We start from the raw sequence: 431 nt of genomic DNA, 5'->3' as shown, positions 1-431 counted from the left end.
CCCGCCAAGCTGACCGGCGGTGCCGCTTACGTCCAGGATTTGCGGCTGCCCGGCATGTTGCATGCAAGGGTGATGCGCGGCCCAAGCTATGGCACCAACCTCGTCACGCCCGATCTGGCGGCGGTGCGCCGGATGCCGGGCGTTGTCGCCGTAGTCGAGAATGGCACCTTTCTCGCGGTCGTCGCGACCAGCGAGTGGCAAGCAATCACCGCTATGCGGGTGGCGCAGCGGGCCAATTACGTCCGGACGATGCCACCGCTACCCGTGGTCGACGGGGTGCAGACCTTGCTCGGCCTGCCGTCACGCGAGATCGTCGTCCTCGATACGCATGACGCCACATCGCCGACGGAACACACGATCACCGCATCGTATAGCCGCCCGTGGATCAGCCACGGCTCGATCGGGCCGTCATGCGCGGTCGCGTGGCTCCG

The 431-nt window shown here is 67.1% G+C and carries 1 pseudogene; it reads left to right on the top strand.

The window, feature by feature from the left end:
- Positions 1-431, top strand: a pseudogene (locus AACY19_RS27460) (xanthine dehydrogenase family protein molybdopterin-binding subunit); the annotation flags it as partial.

It is taken from the genome of Pseudomonas sp. EA_5y_Pfl2_R50 (genome assembly GCF_963970475.1).
Classification (GTDB): Bacteria; Pseudomonadota; Gammaproteobacteria; order Pseudomonadales; family Pseudomonadaceae; genus Aquipseudomonas.
The sequence above is the reverse complement of the archived record's forward strand: the minus strand, read 5'-3'. Positions and strand labels throughout refer to the sequence as shown.